At 48.0% G+C, this 16,622-nt stretch carries 18 protein-coding genes, 1 tRNA gene and 1 other RNA gene; 13 read left to right on the forward strand and 7 right to left on the reverse strand.

Translation table 11 applies throughout. The features are described from left to right. Nucleotides 1-538: 538 nt before the first annotated feature. From N530_RS0113995 to N530_RS0114005, 3 genes are read right to left on the reverse strand one after another with little or no spacing between them, the layout of a single operon-like run. Entirely contained in the window at nucleotides 539-2,485 is a 1,947-nt protein-coding gene (locus tag N530_RS0113995) for a DUF3732 domain-containing protein (RefSeq protein ID WP_026481201.1), read from the reverse strand. Continuing rightward, complete coding sequence (locus N530_RS19100; RefSeq protein ID WP_026481202.1) at nucleotides 2,482-2,970, reverse strand: three component ABC system middle component; 489 nt, start codon at nucleotides 2,968-2,970, stop codon at nucleotides 2,482-2,484. Before N530_RS19100 ends, N530_RS0113995 begins: the two co-directional genes overlap by 4 nt. Next, on the reverse strand, nucleotides 2,967-4,184 hold the full coding sequence (locus N530_RS0114005; protein WP_026481203.1) for an ABC-three component system protein: 1,218 nt from the start codon (nucleotides 4,182-4,184) through the stop codon (nucleotides 2,967-2,969). Before N530_RS0114005 ends, N530_RS19100 begins: the two co-directional genes overlap by 4 nt. Nucleotides 4,185-4,754: 570 nt before the next feature. On the opposite strand from N530_RS0114005, the gene N530_RS19550 reads away from it, so the two are divergent. Beyond that, entirely contained in the window at nucleotides 4,755-4,937 is a 183-nt protein-coding gene (locus N530_RS19550; protein WP_018690352.1) for a helix-turn-helix domain-containing protein, read from the forward strand. 55 nt (nucleotides 4,938-4,992) lie between these two features. Here N530_RS19550 and N530_RS0114015 read toward each other — a convergent pair whose 3' ends face one another. Both N530_RS0114015 and N530_RS0114020 read right to left on the reverse strand, forming a co-directional pair. Further along, complete coding sequence (locus tag N530_RS0114015) at nucleotides 4,993-5,808, reverse strand: hypothetical protein (protein ID WP_026481204.1); 816 nt, start codon at nucleotides 5,806-5,808, stop codon at nucleotides 4,993-4,995. A 169-nt stretch (nucleotides 5,809-5,977) separates the two neighbouring features. Further along, nucleotides 5,978-6,052, reverse strand: a tRNA-Thr gene (locus N530_RS0114020). Between the two features lie 267 nt (nucleotides 6,053-6,319). Here N530_RS0114020 and N530_RS0114030 point away from each other — a divergent pair. The 10 genes from N530_RS0114030 (at nucleotide 6,320) to rnpB (ending at nucleotide 13,215) form a co-directional block, all read left to right on the forward strand. Continuing rightward, a complete protein-coding gene (locus N530_RS0114030) occupies nucleotides 6,320-6,502 on the forward strand; it encodes a hypothetical protein (RefSeq protein ID WP_026481205.1) in 183 nt (60 codons plus the stop codon). A 173-nt stretch (nucleotides 6,503-6,675) separates the two neighbouring features. Continuing rightward, entirely contained in the window at nucleotides 6,676-7,965 is a 1,290-nt protein-coding gene (gene murA / locus N530_RS0114035; RefSeq protein WP_026481206.1) for a UDP-N-acetylglucosamine 1-carboxyvinyltransferase, read from the forward strand. Between the two features lie 98 nt (nucleotides 7,966-8,063). Then, nucleotides 8,064-8,501 carry a DUF2948 family protein gene (locus tag N530_RS0114040; RefSeq protein ID WP_026481207.1) on the forward strand — a complete coding sequence of 146 codons (438 nt, stop codon included), beginning with the start codon at nucleotides 8,064-8,066 and terminating at the stop codon, nucleotides 8,499-8,501. A 20-nt stretch (nucleotides 8,502-8,521) separates the two neighbouring features. Continuing rightward, a complete protein-coding gene (gene hisD / locus N530_RS0114045; RefSeq protein ID WP_026481208.1) occupies nucleotides 8,522-9,820 on the forward strand; it encodes a histidinol dehydrogenase in 1,299 nt (432 codons plus the stop codon). Between the two features lie 15 nt (nucleotides 9,821-9,835). After that, entirely contained in the window at nucleotides 9,836-10,333 is a 498-nt protein-coding gene (locus N530_RS0114050) for a UPF0262 family protein (RefSeq protein WP_018688441.1), read from the forward strand. A 122-nt stretch (nucleotides 10,334-10,455) separates the two neighbouring features. Further along, on the forward strand, nucleotides 10,456-10,674 hold the full coding sequence (gene infA, locus N530_RS0114060; protein ID WP_018688439.1) for a translation initiation factor IF-1: 219 nt from the start codon (nucleotides 10,456-10,458) through the stop codon (nucleotides 10,672-10,674). A 26-nt stretch (nucleotides 10,675-10,700) separates the two neighbouring features. Continuing rightward, nucleotides 10,701-11,330, forward strand: coding sequence for a Maf-like protein (locus N530_RS0114065; protein WP_018688438.1), 630 nt, complete (start codon nucleotides 10,701-10,703; stop codon nucleotides 11,328-11,330). Next, nucleotides 11,330-11,542 carry a DNA gyrase inhibitor YacG gene (gene yacG / locus N530_RS0114070; protein ID WP_026481209.1) on the forward strand — a complete coding sequence of 71 codons (213 nt, stop codon included), beginning with the start codon at nucleotides 11,330-11,332 and terminating at the stop codon, nucleotides 11,540-11,542. The genes N530_RS0114065 and yacG overlap by 1 nt, the downstream gene beginning before the upstream one ends. Before the next feature lie 68 nt (nucleotides 11,543-11,610). Then, nucleotides 11,611-12,759 carry a Gfo/Idh/MocA family protein gene (locus tag N530_RS0114075; RefSeq protein WP_026481210.1) on the forward strand — a complete coding sequence of 383 codons (1,149 nt, stop codon included), beginning with the start codon at nucleotides 11,611-11,613 and terminating at the stop codon, nucleotides 12,757-12,759. A gap of 63 nt (nucleotides 12,760-12,822) precedes the next feature. Then, nucleotides 12,823-13,215, forward strand: an RNA gene (gene rnpB / locus N530_RS18770) — RNase P RNA component class A. 245 nt (nucleotides 13,216-13,460) lie between these two features. On the opposite strand, the gene N530_RS0114080 is transcribed toward rnpB, so the two are convergent. Both N530_RS0114080 and N530_RS0114085 read right to left on the reverse strand, forming a co-directional pair. Next, on the reverse strand, nucleotides 13,461-13,925 hold the full coding sequence (locus N530_RS0114080; RefSeq protein ID WP_026481211.1) for an NUDIX pyrophosphatase: 465 nt from the start codon (nucleotides 13,923-13,925) through the stop codon (nucleotides 13,461-13,463). A 136-nt stretch (nucleotides 13,926-14,061) separates the two neighbouring features. Continuing rightward, a complete protein-coding gene (locus tag N530_RS0114085) occupies nucleotides 14,062-14,649 on the reverse strand; it encodes a transglutaminase-like cysteine peptidase (protein ID WP_202899087.1) in 588 nt (195 codons plus the stop codon). A gap of 477 nt (nucleotides 14,650-15,126) precedes the next feature. Between N530_RS0114085 and mraZ the strand changes: the two genes are divergently transcribed. Next, nucleotides 15,127-15,582, forward strand: a complete 456-nt coding sequence (gene mraZ / locus N530_RS0114090) for a division/cell wall cluster transcriptional repressor MraZ (RefSeq protein WP_026317269.1) — start codon at nucleotides 15,127-15,129, stop codon at nucleotides 15,580-15,582. Then, nucleotides 15,579-16,622 carry a 16S rRNA (cytosine(1402)-N(4))-methyltransferase RsmH gene (gene rsmH, locus N530_RS18270; RefSeq protein ID WP_051540986.1) on the forward strand — a complete coding sequence of 348 codons (1,044 nt, stop codon included), beginning with the start codon at nucleotides 15,579-15,581 and terminating at the stop codon, nucleotides 16,620-16,622. Before mraZ ends, rsmH begins: the two co-directional genes overlap by 4 nt.

A 16,622-nucleotide genomic window follows, 5' to 3' on the forward strand; every position in this document is an offset into this window, starting at 1 on the left:
TAGAGCTGCTTTTTAAAATTTGAAGGTCTTGTGTTACAAAGTGAAGGTCTTGTGTTATTTTTTGATACAGTAACGGGGGCGTTCGCGCTAAAAGCAAAAAATCAGCAGGCAAAAACTGTATTTTCTTAGAATACGATATCAGGCGACCCGTCAGCGTTGATAAATACGGCAGCCAATAAGTAATTTATCGCCTCCAAACAAAGACGACCTGCCTAGCTCGTTCGCGCTCAACATTGGCATATTGGCCAACGTAAAATGACAGATCGTGTTCTGTTGATGCGATGAGTTCGCTGAGTATGGCTCGGACGCGACGGTAAATATTGCAGTCAAGCTCACCAAACAATTGCCTTCGAATGAGACAAGTCGGCGACAAAAATCGCTCATTTTTGTAATCGTTGGTTTGCTCAAAGCTTCCAGGAATGCGATCCAATCGATTGGCTATAATAAGGGCGGGGTGCAGCTATTTCGCTGCACTGCCGTAGAAGATTGCACAGGTCGCGAAAGCGGACCTTGAATGCACAATCATCTTCGATACTGGTTACTCACCACGTTCAGGCCAATCATCTGGAATCAGTTTCTGCCCGTTTTCCTTCGTCCAACGTTCCACAGTTGCATCAACGTATCGGGCGTCATTTGCCATGTATGCATGTTCGATTAACAGGACTTGCAGACCTGCTGCCTTAGCTGTTTCAGCAAAGATGAAATCAACGATCTGGGTCATGGCACGCCGGTCGTCATCGTCTTTCATTTCGCTAAGATCACGCTCATCTTCAGCTTTTTCATCCTTTGGATAGTAGGGGCGACTTATCTGGTCGATCACCAACAAACCCGGTATCGGCGACGAAACCTGTTCAAAATGCTTGTGCAAACCGAATAGGAGCGCCAAGTGTATAGCGAGATAGTTCTGATCTGAACCTACTTCGACCAAATGTAGCGAGCGTTGTCGCACCGATTCAATGATCTTAATTCTCCCATCAGCTAGAAATTGCATTCGAGCACCGGTCAATGGCTCAGTGGATGGTAACTGCGCCAGCATTTCCGTCGAGTAGTTTGAAACCATATTCTCTGCGTCTGCTATCTTGTCGCGCAGCGCCTGCGGATCAACTAAGTCACGCAACTCGTCAATCTGACTTTGAAGATCACCCAAATTGATCGAAGGTTGTTGAAAATCTTCCACAGTGGTTTCTAGAAACTGCTCTACTCGACCAATAGTCATCGCACGCGCTTGGGCGAGATCGTCGGCACGCCTAAGAGCATCATTCTGTTGAATAGCACCCCGTATTTGACGTTCGATTTCTTGGATGCGCGAGTTGGTCGATTTTAGATCGTCCTCTGCTCGCTCCAATTGCTCGATTAATTCAGGAGCAACTTGTTGGACAGACGCCACCTCTTGTTGAATTATGCTTAAAGAATTAGATATTGCATTCGCGATCTCGGTGCCGACTTCGCTGGGATTTTGACAAACGGGGCATACGCCCGCACCTAGGCGCAAGTGCCCGACAAGTTTCAATTTTTGATATTGCTCGGAGACTGTCGTTTCGAACCCCGAAGAGTCTTTGACCAATGCGCGTAGTGCATTCCGTTCTTCACGTTTGGACGAAACAGAACGTACGGCCTGTTTTCGAGCTTCTTCCAGTGGTCCCAGTTGATCGCCAAGTTCAACATCTGTTCGATTGATGTCAAAGTCTGTTATTTCTCGAAGTAAAGCTAATAATTCTGGTTCGCTGGTCTCAGGCGACGGAGCATCGACAAGTCCCACACCAGACGCATGAGTGAGAAGCGCCAATGCTCTTTCGGTTACCATCGATCGACTTTTTTGCTGGCTTTTCGACTGACGTTCCAGCCGGCCATAAGCGGCCTCTAACCGCCGTAGTTTTCGTTGTATCAACACGGTTTCTTGATCAACAGCTTGCAAGAAGTACGGCATCGTAGCCTTCAAATCGCGCACTTTGTTCGGGTCATCAAAGTCATGCAAAAGCTTTGACTTACTGATTATTACATCTGATGTGAGATACAGGTAAGGCGTTATGTGCCTAATTGTTGCCTTGCCAACTGTCCATTTTTCATCGACGTCAGCGTCTTCGATATCAGCGATCTTAAAGGCTCGTTCGATCAACTGTTTGGCAGTTGCGCGCGGTGCTGGTCCTTGCATGCGATCAAACGAACTGGGAAGTGCTAAGCCTGCCCCAGTTTTAACAAACATTTTCTCTGTGCCTTTGCCTCCATCGGGGACTACACGTCCAACCAGCATATCAATATTTCCATCAGTCCAATGAACTGCTACTCCAATTGCCCGTCTTCGAACGAAGAATGGAAGATCGCAACTCTCGGAACCAAGACAATAGTCAATTGCCTCAATTATCGCTGACTTACCTGTACCTGAACGTCCCGTGAGGATCGTAACGTCATTTTGACGTAGATTGATTGTCCTACGGCTTTCTCCTACCCCGTAAAAAGCAATTTGCACAATATTCCAACGGCTCATGGCGCTACCTCTAATGCTGAAAAGATTAACGCGGGGCTGCCGACCTGTGACATCCATACTCCCAACCGCTCAGCCCGGGAAACCGCATTTTTGGGTCCGCTAGAGAGTTTGCCCTTAGCGTTTTCTGGTGGTCTCTTAACAACGCCAATTCCCAACGTTCCATCGGGTTTTATATTGAGTAACTGGCTGTGAAGTGCTGCCCGAAGTCCCGCAGTCGTCACATGCTTTGAGTGTGCAACATCTCTTTGCAGACCGATCCTACTTTCTGGGAAGCGGTTTAACCAAGCCAGGAAGCCAGTCGATACATTTGTTGAAGCAAAGCTGGTTTCAAGCCTTTCAGACATTGCCAACGGCACCGTCAGGTACGCGAGGCTGATGTGTGGGGTGTGAGATGTGCCTTCAGAAAAACTCTTAACGAAACGGTACAACAAGAAAGAAACAAATGCTGGGTTTGTTTCAGCATAGAGATCATAGCTAATCGTCATTTCTTGAAGCCCAATCTTTCAATGTACTCTGGATGCCACCCAACACGCCCCTGAATGGACAAGACCTGATAGCTTCCGCGGACATAGAAGGGGGATGTTATGGTACTTTCAATACTGCCAACTTCTGCGGCAGCATCTTCCAACGCCCATTTTAATACATTTAGCCCCTGAGATTTTTGAGATGTTTCATCACCTGCGATTACGTTCTCACATGCAGTGTCGTGCTGATACTCCCACTCCAAAACAAGCTTTTCATCATAATCGACAATCTTGCTGTGCTTGGATGGCGCTTCGATAGACCATTGAGAGCGTTGGTTCCGCGCTTGCCATTCAGAGATGCGTGCGCGCCTTAGCATTGCAGATTTCGCATCAACCAGATCACACTGTTTTGCCAGCATTTCGTTGGTGTGAAAGATTAGGGGAGGCTGCTTGCTGCTAAAGCTGTCCATCAATGTCTCAGTGTGGAGCATCGCACAGGTCTCCGACAACTGCTCCAGTATTTCATGGCGAGCGATGAAGCGATTTCTCTTGCCTTCAAATGAAAGCAAGACCTGGCGATCCCACCATTCATAGATCTTGCGTGCAAGGGTCTCTCGTTGCCTTACTGGGTACGTATCCAAACTTTTTGCAAATGTCTCCTCCAGCGCGTCTATTTTTGGCGCATCCGGACGTAGAACGATCTTAGAAAGCAACTCTTCCCTTTCCTTGTCGGGGAGAGACAAATAGGCATTAACACCGGGCAACCTTTTTGCGTGGGGTCTTTTTTTACCTGCCAATTCTGCCGCACTCACTTCTTCCAAGACACGTTGGGCCTCCGAGACAAGCGCGCTCTGCAGTGCCGAGCGATCCGAACCTATCGTTTGCAAACACTCCAACAACGAACCTTGGGACAATGGCGCAACAGTTATCAGCGCAAATCTGGTGCTTGATATGTCAACGGAAGATAGTAGGTCGGCCCAAATTCTCAGCGTTGTCCAGAGGTTGGTAGACTTGATATCAATCGGTGCCGGTTGCTTCGCAAACGAATGTTTTAGCTGTTCGAGTATGTCAGTGCCGTTTGCCGTAAGCTGAACATCGTCCAGAGCTTCAATTGCAACAGCCGCTTCTTCATCTTTCTCACGGAGTAATTCCAACAGCGCGAAGCGTTCTTGGTATCGAAACCCCAATGCCGAAGCGGTTGCGTCATGCACAGAATTCACCAATCCTACATTCATTCAATGTTCACCCAGAAAATGTGTTCATTGCAAGGTGCACGCCGATGTCTAAGTTTTCAAGCATTAAGTAATCAGAAATGCAGCTGCGATATTCTGCAGTCTTAGGCAACTTTATTAGTAAATGTAGCCCGCAACCAATAGTTCGGTATCATCCGATCTAGCAAGTGCAGCGATGTCCGGAATTAAGAGCCGCACCGAATTACAGCAAAGGCACTGTGAACGTCAGCTTCGGGCCTATTCCGTTGAAGAAAGTCGATATTGAACGCATCTAAATGGTTTTTATAGAAACTTTTTTGAATTCGCGCCTGTAAACGGAATTTAGTTTCTTGGAAGTCGTGTTTACGAAACCGCATTCTATATTTTTCGGATGAATTTCTATTCTCTGGCTTTTTCAACAGAATTGGCCGAAAGCGCCAGAGTAGGTTAGCTTGGAGGCGGCTCATGTGGGCGACCAAAGTTGCTGTTTTGAGAGGGTGGACGCTCGTTGAAAAAAATAAATTTCTATGTCCAGATTTTAAATGATGCTGCCTGTCGATAGTTTTCTCTCAAATGGATGTTGGAGAAAACAAGATGAGTACTGTTTTAGCATATTCGATAGATGAGGGTGCACGCGCACTTGGTATTAGCAGATCGCTTTTCTATCAACTCGTAAAATACGGGGAGATCAAAATTGTAAAAATTGGAAGACGGTCGGTAGTGCGATCGCAGGAGCTTGAGCGTTATCTCAACTCGTTAGAAGTCGGTGGAAATTAATGCTATGAAGCTTAACCGAAAGAACTCGTATATATTTTGAAATAGGAAACGGGGCTTATTCAGACACAAGTGCTTTTTTGAAATGCTGAGCAACTAATGAGTTTAGTTGGAGAGGGGTTAAATCGGAATGTTTGAAAAATAGCAGTCCGCTTTGCAAATACCGAATAAATGGATTGGTTTCGCCTTCTGATCTTAAAGGTAACCCCAGTTCTGGATCAGCATATTCAGCCCAAATTTTTGTGAGGTTTTCTAAAAACCGCATCGTGGGTTCATCTGTTTTTCTGACCTTGGAGGCGTCTATCTCTTGAACGTGTAATCCGTCATTTGTATTCGTAATATAATGGCCAACCTCACGTGCAGCCGCAGACAGGATGAATTCCTCCAGAGCTAATTCATCTGCCATTTCTTGGAGCTGCTCAACTTGCTGCGTCTCGTTGTTTAGACGACGATTGATATCTGCCGATTGATCAGCTGCGCAATTTTTTAAAGTGTGTTCAGTTCGCGAGAGGCGCGCCTTTTTTGCGTTCAACGCCGCAGTTGTGGCTGCAAGCCCGTTTTGGATTTGCTGTAGATCATTTAAGAGTGCTTGAGTGACCTCAGGCTCTCGCTCATGCCGGCTTAATTCCATCCTTATCCAGCGATAAGCGATGGCTAAATCTTCGTCTGAGATATCTGAACCCAGCAAGCTACGTTTTCTTTTGATCTCCGTCAGCAGCGAGGTCATGTGGTAAATAACTTCAGATGGCTTACCGAGAGGCTTCCAATTTAGAGCCTTAATTGTAGCAATCGTTTGTAGTTCGTCATCTAGAGGCGCCCAGTTAAACAAGTCGCCGCTACCTATTACATTCGCAATATCTCCGATCTGTACCATTTCATCTCACTCAACTGCACATTACTCATATTTTTTTAAGTTAGCTTGTCAGTTGGAAAAAAAGCAGTCTTGGGTTGGACTATGCACGAATTTTTATTTTGGGGTAACAGCGGGGTAACAGATAATATGATATTGGTAAAAAGCTAATTGATTGAAATTGTTTGAGAAATGGTGCTGTCGAAGAGATTTGAACTCTCGACCTCTCCCTTACCAAGGGAGTGCTCTACCCCTGAGCTACGACAGCTTCCATTTTCTCACCCTGTAACCCAGGGTGTTACCCAACAAACGTTCTTCCATGAAGTACATGTTATATAACAAGTACTTACAACTTTAGAGCAGTCCCTTACCAAGGGAGTGCTCTACCCCTGAGCTACGGCAGCAGATGCGATGAAACTTAATTCGCGGGTGCGGGGCTAATGCCACAAGGCAAACCCCGTTGCAAGATGGTTTTCGGCTCTCATACACATCTGATCGGTGATGATGCAAAGAAAGACTTTTATTTGGCGCTGCTATGCCATATTTGAAGACTGATATGAGTGATCAAAAGAAAAAAGAAGACAAGGCCAAGCGATTGGCTGAACAATTGCGCGCTAATCTTGCTCGCCGCAAAAGCCAAGCGCGGGCGCGGCGGGCATGCGAGGGTGATGCACGCCGTGATGGTATCAAAGCGGCAAAAACAGAAGATAAAGAATAGTTCTAAGCTTCATTTTGTCTTGCTAAAGTTTATCGGCTTTGCCTTTGACGACATTATTGATCGTTAGTTTGCCTTGAACCAGCCCATTTGTTGGTCTAAAGCCACGCGCTAGTAAGATGTGGTTTTACGTTGGCCACGATAATTTATGGGGCCGCTTTTTGCGGGATTGATTTATGGACAGCATTCGAGTTGTTGGCGGTAATAAGCTGAACGGAATTATTCCGATTTCTGGCGCAAAAAATGCGGCATTGCCGTTGATGATCGCATCGTTGTTAACAGATGATACGCTCACATTGGAAAATGTGCCAGATCTTGCTGATGTTCAGCAATTGATACGCATATTGAGCAATCATGGTGTTGATTATGCTGTTACCGGCCGTCGCCGTGCTGAAGGGCAAAATTTTGCCCGTACTGTGCATTTCACGGCACGCAATATTGTCGATATTCGCGCACCTTATGAACTTGTTTCTAAAATGCGTGCCAGTTTCTGGGTTCTTGGCCCGCTGCTTGCCCGTACGGGTGAGGCGATTGTTTCGCTTCCAGGTGGCTGCGCGATTGGTACGCGCCCTGTTGATCTGTTTTTGGAATCGCTCAGAGCGCTTGGCGCCGAGATTGAGGTGGAAAACGGTTATGCTCATGCAAAGGCGAAAAATGGCCTTAAGGGCACGCATTATAAATTTCCAAAAGTATCCGTTGGTGCAACACATGTAATGCTCATGGCGGCATCGCTGGCTAAGGGCGATACTATTATTGAAAACGCTGCATGTGAGCCGGAAGTTGTGAACCTTGCTGATTGCTTGAATGCAATGGGCGCGAAAATTACCGGCCAAGGCACAACAACGATTAAAATTCAGGGCGTTACGTCTTTGTCTGGTGCGCGTCACCGTGTCATTTCTGACCGGATTGAAACAGGCACCTATGCGATGGCTGTTGGTATGACTGGCGGCGATGTGCTGCTTGCGGGTGCCGATGGTTCACTTTTGGAGACAGCGCTTGAAACGCTGCGCCAAACGGGCATGGAGATCAACCAAGAAGAAGGCGGTCTACGTGTGCGCCGCAATGGTAATGGTTTGCGTCCGATTGATGTGAAAACCGAAGTGTTTCCGGGCTTTCCGACCGACCTTCAGGCGCAATATATGGGCTTGATGACAAAGGCGGACGGGGTTTCGCATATTACTGAGACGATTTTTGAGAACCGCTTCATGCATGTGGCCGAACTTGCGCGCCTTGGTGCGAATATTACGCTTTCCGGCCAAACGGCGACTGTAACCGGTGTACCTATTTTGAAAGGTGCGCAGGTGATGGCGACGGATCTTCGTGCCTCATCGACAATGATTATTGCTGGTCTTGCGGCCGAAGGTGTAACGGAAGTTAGCCGTGTTTATCATCTTGATCGCGGATTTGAGCGATTGGAAGAAAAATTGCAGGCTTGTGGCGCTGAAGTTGAACGGATGTCTCACTAAAGCATGCTTGCGAGTATTACAGTTATGTGACTTTATGTTGCAATGCAACATAACGCGTACTAGGTGTTGGTTTGGAATAATTACATAGAGGCTCGGGGATGGCCGATTTAAAACTGATAGCAATGGACGATGCGGACCTCGCGGTCATTTCTGCACATGTGCAGGATGCTGTCTGTAAGCCGGCTATGTTTGAATATACACCTGCTAGTCGCCAGTTTTCATTGGTGTTGAACCGCTTCTCTTGGGATGCGGCGAAAAATGAACGCAAAGACTCCTATCAACGTCATGGATCTGTGCTGACATTTGCCGGTGTTAATGCGGTGCGCACGCGCGGCATTGAGCGTGGCAGCGAAGAACAGGTGTTATCTTTGCTCGCGGTTCAGTTTAATGCCGATAATGCTCCTGCTGGCACGATTGAGATTGTTTTTTCAGATGGCCCGATTCTTCAACTTGATGTTGAATGTATTGAAGTGCGCTTGAACGATCTTGGTTCTGCGTGGGAAACAAAATTCAAACCACGTCATCCTTTGGCATAATTTCACAATCGGAGTGCCTTGTGCCTATTTTTCTGAACGCCAATAGTGATGACTTCGAAGCGCGCTTCAAAACCTTTTTAGGTATGAAGCGCGAAGTTTCTGCTGATGTTGACGCAACCGTGCGCGCGATCATTGATGATGTGCGCGAAAATGGTGATGCGGCGCTTAAAAAATACACGCTGCAATTTGACAAGCTTGATTATGATAAAACGCCGATGCGTGTGTCACAGCAAGAGCTTGAAGCTGCGCTTAAAGACGTTGATGGCGAAACGCTTGATGCGTTGACTTTGGCGCGCGACCGCATTCGTTCGCACCATGCGCGCCAATTGCCGAAAGACGATCTTTATACGGACCCGATTGGTGTTGAACTTGGTTCGCGCTGGACTGCGGTTGAAGCGGTTGGGCTTTATGTGCCCGGCGGTACGGCGTCCTATCCAAGTTCTGTTTTAATGAATGCTGTTCCAGCTGTCGTTGCTGGTGTGGAGCGCATTGTCATGGTTGTGCCGTCGCTTGGCGGCGAACTGAACCCGCTGGTTCTTGCGGCTGCGCATTTGGCTGGCGTTACCGAAGTTTACCGTGTTGGCGGTGCGCAGGCTGTTGCAGCGCTTGCCTATGGCACAGATACAATTGAGCCTGTGGCGAAAGTCGTTGGGCCAGGTAATGCCTATGTGGCCGCAGCTAAACGGCAAGTGTTTGGCACAATCGGCATTGATATGATTGCCGGTCCGTCAGAAGTGCTTGTTGTTGCTGATAAAGACAATGATCCTGAATGGGTGGCTGCTGATTTGTTGGCGCAAGCTGAACACGATAGCGGTGCCCAGTCTATTTTGATCACGGATGATGTAGCTTTTGGCGAAGCGGTGGTTGCGGCTGTTGAACGCCAGCTAAAAGCGCTTAGCCGTAGTGAGATCGCCGCAGCGAGCTGGCAGGATTTTGGTGCCATCATTAATGTGGATGATATTTATTCCAGCCAGACATTAAAGCTGATCAACCGGATTGCAGCAGAGCACCTAGAGCTTGCTTGTGACCGTGCCGACGAACTTGCCACGAAAGTGCGCAATGCTGGAGCCATTTTTATCGGGCGCCACACGCCAGAAGTGATTGGCGATTATGTCGGTGGTTCTAACCATGTTTTACCGACAGCTCGCTCGGCGCGTTTCTCATCTGGTTTAGGTGTTCTTGATTTCATGAAGCGGACGTCGCTGCTTAAGCTTGGACCTGATCAATTGCGTGAACTTGGTCCTGCTGCTATTCGCTTGGCTAAAGCCGAGGGACTGGATGCGCATGGGCGCTCTGTCTCCATCAGATTAAATCTATAGAAAGCGCGGACACAGATGTCTTCGGGTGAAATAGAATTTGGTGCCAATGATCGTCTGACCGACTTAACTTTCGGTCAGTCTATTGGTCGTTCTACGCCTGATGTTGAGCATGAACGCGCCGTTGCGATTTTTGATGTGTTAGAAAAAAACAATTTTCGCCCCGTTGGCGATGATGTTGTTGAGGGCCCGTATAAGCTGAAATTGTCGGTCATCGATAATAAGCTGGTGCTCGACATTACACTTGATGATGACAGCGAAGTTGCAACGCATATTTTGTCGCTTGGTCCGTTTCGCCGTATTGTGCGTGATTACTTTATGATTTGCGAAAGCTATTATGAAGCTATTAAAACAGCTTCAACAACGCAGATCGAGACTATTGATATGGCGCGGCGCGGGGTTCATAATGAAGGCTCTGAAACGCTGATGCAGCGCCTTGATGGCAAAGTGGCTGTTGATTTTGATACGGCGCGGCGTCTATTTACGCTTGTATGCGTTCTACACTGGAAGGGCTAACGGGGAACCGATTAGCCTTCTTGATCATTTTGTCTGTTCAAAGCGTGTTTCATGTTATAGATGAACGTGAAACAGGGGCAGATATGTCCAAACTGAAATATTTAGAAGGTGCTGATTAAAGCATGGCAAAAGAAGAACTTTTGGAATTTCCCGGCGTGGTGTCGGAATTGTTGCCGAACGCGACGTTTCGCGTGAAGCTTGAAAATGATCATGAGATCATTGCTCATACCGCTGGTAAAATGCGCAAAAACCGTATTCGTGTACTCACAGGCGATAAAGTGCTTGTTGAAATGACACCGTATGACCTGACTAAGGGTCGCATTACTTACCGCTTTAAATAAGCTTTTTTACTGGGCGAACGCACCGCATGAGTGTTTTTCAAAAACTTGTACTTGCCTCAGGTTCGCCCCGACGCGTCGAATTATTGGCGCAGGCCGGTATTGAACCGGATAGATTGCTACCTGCGAATGTTGATGAAACACCGCAGCGCGCCGAACATCCACGTTCGCTGGCGCGCCGTCTTGCATATGATAAAGCGCACCGCACGCTGGAACTTATGCGCGAAGATGGCGAGACATTAGAAAACACTTATATTTTGGCCGCTGACACAGTGGTGTCGGTTAGCCGTAATATTTTGCCAAAAGCAGAATTGCTGGATGAGGCGTCACAATCGCTGCGGATGTTATCTGGCCGTGCGCATAAAGTGCATACCGGCATTTGCTTGATTACGCCGAAGGGTAAATCGCGCTCAAATGTTGTTGAAACGAAAGTGCGTTTTAAACGTATTCCGCGCGATGAAATGGATGCCTATCTTGCCTCCGGTGAGTGGCGCGGCAAAGCAGGCGGCTATGCAATACAAGGTTTGGCTGGCACATTTGTGGTCAAGCTGGTTGGTTCTTATAGCAATGTCGTTGGTCTGCCGCTTTATCAGACTACAAAGTTGCTCACAGACGAGGGCTTTAATGTGCATTTTAATTGGCTTAGCGGAACAAACTAATGTCTTCGAAAGTCGAGCCTCTACGCCCTAAAGTTAAATGTCCTGAATGTTCGCGCGATAGTGCACGCGACACGTATCCATTTTGCTCAAAGCGCTGCAAAGATATTGATCTTAACCGTTGGCTCTCAGGCGCTTATGTCATTCCCGGTCCGCAATTGACGGATGAAGATGATTATGAGGCTGTGGATTTTAATCCAGAAGTGAAAGATTAAGCGGGCGCAGCTTGCTAACTGCATTTCAACGCTTTTCCTGTAGCGTTACCCAAAACAGGAATTTTTCAATGCGATTTGCTATTATCGGGACAGGCTTTGTTGCCGATTATTATATGAAAACGCTTAAAGCTGCTGCGTCCTTGTCGCTGGCTGGTGTTTTTGACATTGATGAAAAACGTCTTGCGCAGTTCTGCGATTATTATTCAGTGGAATCCTATGCATCGCTTGATGCGGTTTTGAATGATAGCGCTGTTGAGCTGGTTGTTGTGCTGACCACACCGGAAACGCATTATGAAATCGCTTCCGCCGCGCTTGCTGCTGGCAAACATGTTTATTGCGAAAAACCATTGGCGATGGATATTGATGATGCGCGCAAATTGGTGGCGCAGGCTCATTCGGCAGGGCTCGTATTGGGCGGCGCACCGGCAAATGCTTATTGCGATGCTTATAAAGCGACCCAAAGCACACTCCACGATAATAAAATTGGCAAACCAAAACTCGTCTATGCTGAAATGGAAGATGGGGCGGTTTTTCGTGAGCAATGGCAAGAATGGCGCAGCATAAGCGGTGCTGCATGGCCAGGTAAGCATGAATTCGAGATCGGCTGCACGTTGGAACATGCAGGGTATAGCCTGTCTTGGCTGATCGGCCTGTTCGGTTCCATCAAACGTATTACGGGCATGTCGGCGACTTTGTTCATGGATAAGGGCGTTGATATTGCTGTCGGTGACATGGCACCGGATTTTTCGACGGCTATTCTTGAATTTGAAAATGGTGTTGTTGCGCGGCTGACATGTGGTCTTTGCGCGCCCAAAGATCGTTCTCTAACCATTATGGGCGAGGATGGCACGCTTACTGTTGCGGATCTCTGGGACGATGCATCCGATATTTTTCTTGAACGCAAGGATCAGCCGCTCTCATTCATGTTTAAGGTTTTCAGACGGCTGGAAGCTATGCGCGGACGGTTTATGCCAATGAAACCTCATGCTGGAACACGGCTAAAATATGCGCATACTAAAAATGATAGATTGCCTGCTTATCCATCGCGTATAAATTTTGCCGCAGGCATTGATGCTGTTCGGCAAGCTGCGCAAGGCGAGGGGAAATCGCCGGATCAACTTAGCGGCGAAGCATTGCACATAACAGAAGCTGCTTTAGCGCTGAACCGTATCGCAGAACATGCAGGGCGCTATGATATGGTCTCAAGGCTTACATAATAACAAGAGCTGCTTAATCTCGTGCTTGCGTCAAATTGGTCATGCGGTTACAGACCCATTGTGTCAGTTGGCCGGGCGGCCGCGCCGTATCAATGTCGAAAGACGTGCGGTGAGGAAAGTCCGGGCTCCACAGAGAACGGTGCCGGATAACGTCCGGCGAGGGTGACCTTAGGGAAAGTGCCACAGAAAGCAAACCGCCTTCAAGATGCTCGCATCATGGGGGTAAGGGTGAAAGGGTGCGGTAAGAGCGCACCGCATGATTGGTAACAATCATGGCAGGGTAAACCCCACCGGGAGCAAGACCGAATAGGGATGGCGTCAACTTTGTTGCGCGGCTCTTCGCGAGCCATCCGGGTAGGTTGCAAGAGGCGCATAGCAATATGCGTCCCAGATGAATGGTCGCCACGTGCTGATTTCAGCGCCATACAGAACCCGGCTTACAGGCCAACTGACACATCTTTAATTTATCCTATAGGCCCGTGAAACCTCGGGCCTATAGGGGCAGTTCCGGTTGAGTGCGAAATGACACTTTAATGAAAGTTACCCACATTTTCACCACCCATTTGTGCTGTTTTGTTCATGAAACGGTAAAGATACAGAAGTTGATGGCTAAAACGTCCAACTTAGAGCCTTTCACAAACGAAGGTTTGAGAAACAACGAATGTCTGTTTGGAGCCCATAGTTACCGAGCCAACGTCGTTCTAGTTGCTTTCAATTAGAAGATGCTTGTTTGGGGTTCTTTTAACGAACTCGTCTTCTATCCAACTAAGAACGCGGCGTTGCCCACCAAAGGCTACCATTTCAATGGCCTCCGCAAAACTAACCCATCGGTAGTCGCTGTGTTCATGGTTCAGTGTCACCGTCGCGGAGTTATCGATGAATGCGACAAATACGGGCGCTATCGTAATCGCGTCACGATCCGCTTCATAGAATTGCTCGCAAGTATCCGCCGAATACAAAGCGTTAGGCTGTAAGCCAGTCTCTTCATCAAGTTCTCGTAAGGCTGTTTGCCAAGCCGCTTCACCTTCTTCGATGCTGCCCGCCACCTGACACCACTCACCTATCAGGGTCTGCGTTCTTTTTAGGAGCAGAACCTCATGCTGCGTCTCAGTTTTTCGAACAGCGACGAGCGATGCAAGGAACGACCTGATTGGAATTTCCGCCATAATATAATCTTCGGGTCCAATGATTTGTTGTCCTATTTAGGTGATTGTGTGTGGTTGGTAAAGTGTCGCTTGGTCCCGCATTGCTGACCTTAAGGTGCCATTTTAAACTCAGCTGGAACGGCCCCTTATCGTATGATTATTGCAATGCCGCGGTTTTGGTTTTTCCATTAATCGTCAGCCAATTATTGGCATTGTTTGAGGCTTGCATACTCAAAAAGCGATAACGCACTTTGCTAACGGGCTGAACGCGGTTGCTTAAATTATCAAGCATGTAGTCGCCCTGATTTGTACGCACGATCAAAACAATATGGGCCTGACCATTTGGTAAGCGCACCTTTGTGAGTGGCAGTTGCGAGGCTTTAAATCCTGCTGCCATCATTCTTGAGCGCTTGAGGAGTGCGTAATCCTCGCAATCGCCTTGGCTTTTTGGGACTTCCCAATATTCATTGACGCCGCGACTATTGATATCCAGAACAGGCTTGATCTGTTTGTTGACAGCCGTATTGATACGGCGGATTTTAGCCCATCGGCTTTCAGTCATCTGCGCTGGTGCTACTGCGCGTTGTGATCCGCAATGGCTGCCGCCGCGTTTGCAATATTCATAATGGCCAAATGGTGTTTTTGATGCTCCACCTGTCTTCAGCCATGTTTTGGCAGATGCAGGTGCGCATGTGACCATGAGCGCGGCAAATGCTGCCGCAGCAATACGTATTTCAAACTTCAATTCCTCAACCCCCACGTTAGTCCCCACCAACGACACCTAGAAAGCGTAACAGAAATGTGAGCGCATGCAATGTTGTTATGGATGATAATATAAATGGCGATTTTCGCCTCATGGTTAACCAATCATAAATGGATTTTGGGCAATTCTATTGATTCGTGTGGGTGGTGATTGGTGTGCTTAAAACACGGCATTCCCGTTGACGCCCATGTTTGCCCATGTTACCCCATAAGGCAGCTTGATTTGCCCGGTTCTCAGTCATGCGCTTCTCAGTATTTGGTACGGTATTCGCCTTTGGCGGGTCACGCGCAAAGCAGCGCAATGTCCAAACTGAATGCTGTGATGCAAGGGTTTAGGCTATGTGTTGCAGCGTTACCGATTTTGCGGGAATTCGTAATTGGTATCGATTGTGTGGGGAAAGTTGTTTGTCTGCGCTTTCATATGAAGCTTGCGGACACGCAAAAGGTGCAAGTGGGACTGATGGAGCGATTTCTTTCAAATGCAGTCAATCGGATCGATGCGAAGGGACGTGTTTCTGTTCCTGCGCAATTTCGTTCCGTTCTGCAATTGAAGGGTTTGAGCGACCTTTACGCTTTGCAATCAATCGATATGCCTGCCATCGACACGGGCGGCATGGACCTTCTGGAAAAATACGAAGAGAAAATAGCGCTCGACGATCCCTTTCTTCGCTCGTCCGACGATATGTCGATATTTTGTCACGGCGATGGGGCTTTTTTCAAAGTGGATGGGTCGGGCCGATTGCAAGTGACGGATTTTATCCGCGAACATACGGGCATCAAGGATCACATCGCCTTTGTGGGCCGTGGACAGTTTTTTCAGATGTGGGACCCCGATCAGTTCGCAGATCATCGTGCACAGGTGCGCGCACGACTGTTGGAAAAGCGCAATCTGGATGCAGGGAAGCAAGTTTCATGACCGGCGAAGCTGATATTCACACAAGCGCAGAAGCGCCGCATATTCCCGTCATGCTGCCAGAAGTGCTTGATGCGCTTGAGCCGCGCGAAGGCAAGCACATTATTGATGGTACTTTTGGTGCCGGTGGTTATTCAAAAGCGATTATGGACCGCGGCGCGCGCGTGACCGGTTTTGATCAAGACCCCAATGCGATTGCAGATGCTGGCGCGATGGTGAGCGAGCGGGCTGGGCAATTGTCGCTCATTCAAGCGCCGTTTTCCTCAATGGATGAACATTTTGAAGCAGGATCGGTTGACGGTGTTGTTTTGGATATCGGTGTTTCATCGATGCAGTTCGATCAGGCCGAGCGTGGGTTCTCGTTCCGTTTTGATGGTCCGCTTGATATGCGTATGGCGCAATCGGGTATTAGTGCTGCCGATGTGGTCAATAAATTTGCAGTCAACGACCTCATTCGTATTATCGGAATTTTAGGCGAAGAGCGGCAAGCCAGCCGTATTGCCAAATCGATTGCTGATGTGCGTGATGAGGTGCCTTTTGAAACAACTTTGCAGCTCGCCAAACATATTGAAAAAGTAACGCCGCGAAAACATAGCGATAAAATTCATCCTGCAACGCGCACATTTCAGGGTTTACGTATCTTTGTGAATGATGAGCTTAATGAGCTTGCCCATGCGCTATACGCAGCCGAAAAGGTTCTTGCTGTTGGTGGGAAGCTGGTTGTGGTCACTTTCCATTCACTTGAAGACCGCATTGTGAAAAGATATTTTCAGGATCGCACGGGCAATGTTGGCGGTTCACGCTTCTTGCCTGCATCTGTTCCAGTACCCATGCTCTATTCAATTGATGGCAAAGCCATGTTGAGTGCAAGTGAAGCAGAGACGGCGGTTAATCCGCGCGCGCGATCTGCAAAGCTGCGTCATGGCACACGCACAGATGCAAGCCGCGACGATCTCGATTTCTCGATTTTCAAATTACCTAATCTGCCTTGGCCGCGCTTTTCAGACGCTGCGACTAACAATTCAACGCGACGGAGACGCTGA

Source organism: Ahrensia sp. 13_GOM-1096m, assembly GCF_000620605.1.
In the GTDB taxonomy this organism is placed as follows: Bacteria; Pseudomonadota; Alphaproteobacteria; order Rhizobiales; family Rhizobiaceae; genus Ahrensia; species Ahrensia kielensis.